General features: G+C 51.1%; 1 protein-coding gene. It reads left to right on the forward strand.

Annotated elements, in window-relative coordinates; all coding sequences use genetic code 11:
- Positions 1-693 (forward strand): Ig-like domain-containing protein (locus H5159_RS20735; RefSeq protein ID WP_182780968.1); only part of this gene is annotated, 693 nt, incomplete at both ends.

Raw genomic sequence — 693 nt, forward strand, 5'->3', positions numbered from 1 at the left:
CCCTTGCACAAGGTGACTTTACTGTAAGCGCGAGTATTACCGATGCGGCAGGCAACGAGAGCACAGCAAACAGCAGTGGTAATGTGGATACTATTACGCCAATCGTCACCGTTGATGCACTGGGCTTGGGTAACGACAGCACCCCAGTGATTAGTGGTACTTCAACAGAGCCTGAAGGCACCGTTGTAAACATTGTTATTACTGACAGTAACGGTGATGAACACCCAATCACCGCCACCGTGGATGCAAACGGTGACTGGCAAGCAACCAGCCCTGAATTACCGGATGGAAGCTACACCGTGCAAGCCAGTATCACCGATGATGCAGGCAACACCGGCGGCGCGACACAAACAGGCAACTTAGATACCTTAGCGCCGACACTGACGTTAGACACAGTCGGTGCCACGAATAACAGCACGCCAACAATTAGCGGGACATCGAACGCGCCAGCAGGCACGGTTATAACGATTAACGTCACGGATGCAGATAATACAGAAACGTTCACTGCAACAGTACAAGCCGATGGCAGCTGGTCAGCCGATGTACCGAACGCGTTAACTGATGGTCCACTCACTATTGAAGCAAGCGTTAGTGATAACGCCGGTAATACCACTACATTAAGTGAAACCGCAACACTCAACACCACGGCCCCAAGCATTAGTATTAATGCACTGGTTGACACCAACGACACCA

It is taken from the genome of Pseudoalteromonas sp. SG43-1, assembly GCF_014164415.1.
GTDB lineage: Bacteria > Pseudomonadota > Gammaproteobacteria > Enterobacterales > Alteromonadaceae > Pseudoalteromonas > Pseudoalteromonas distincta.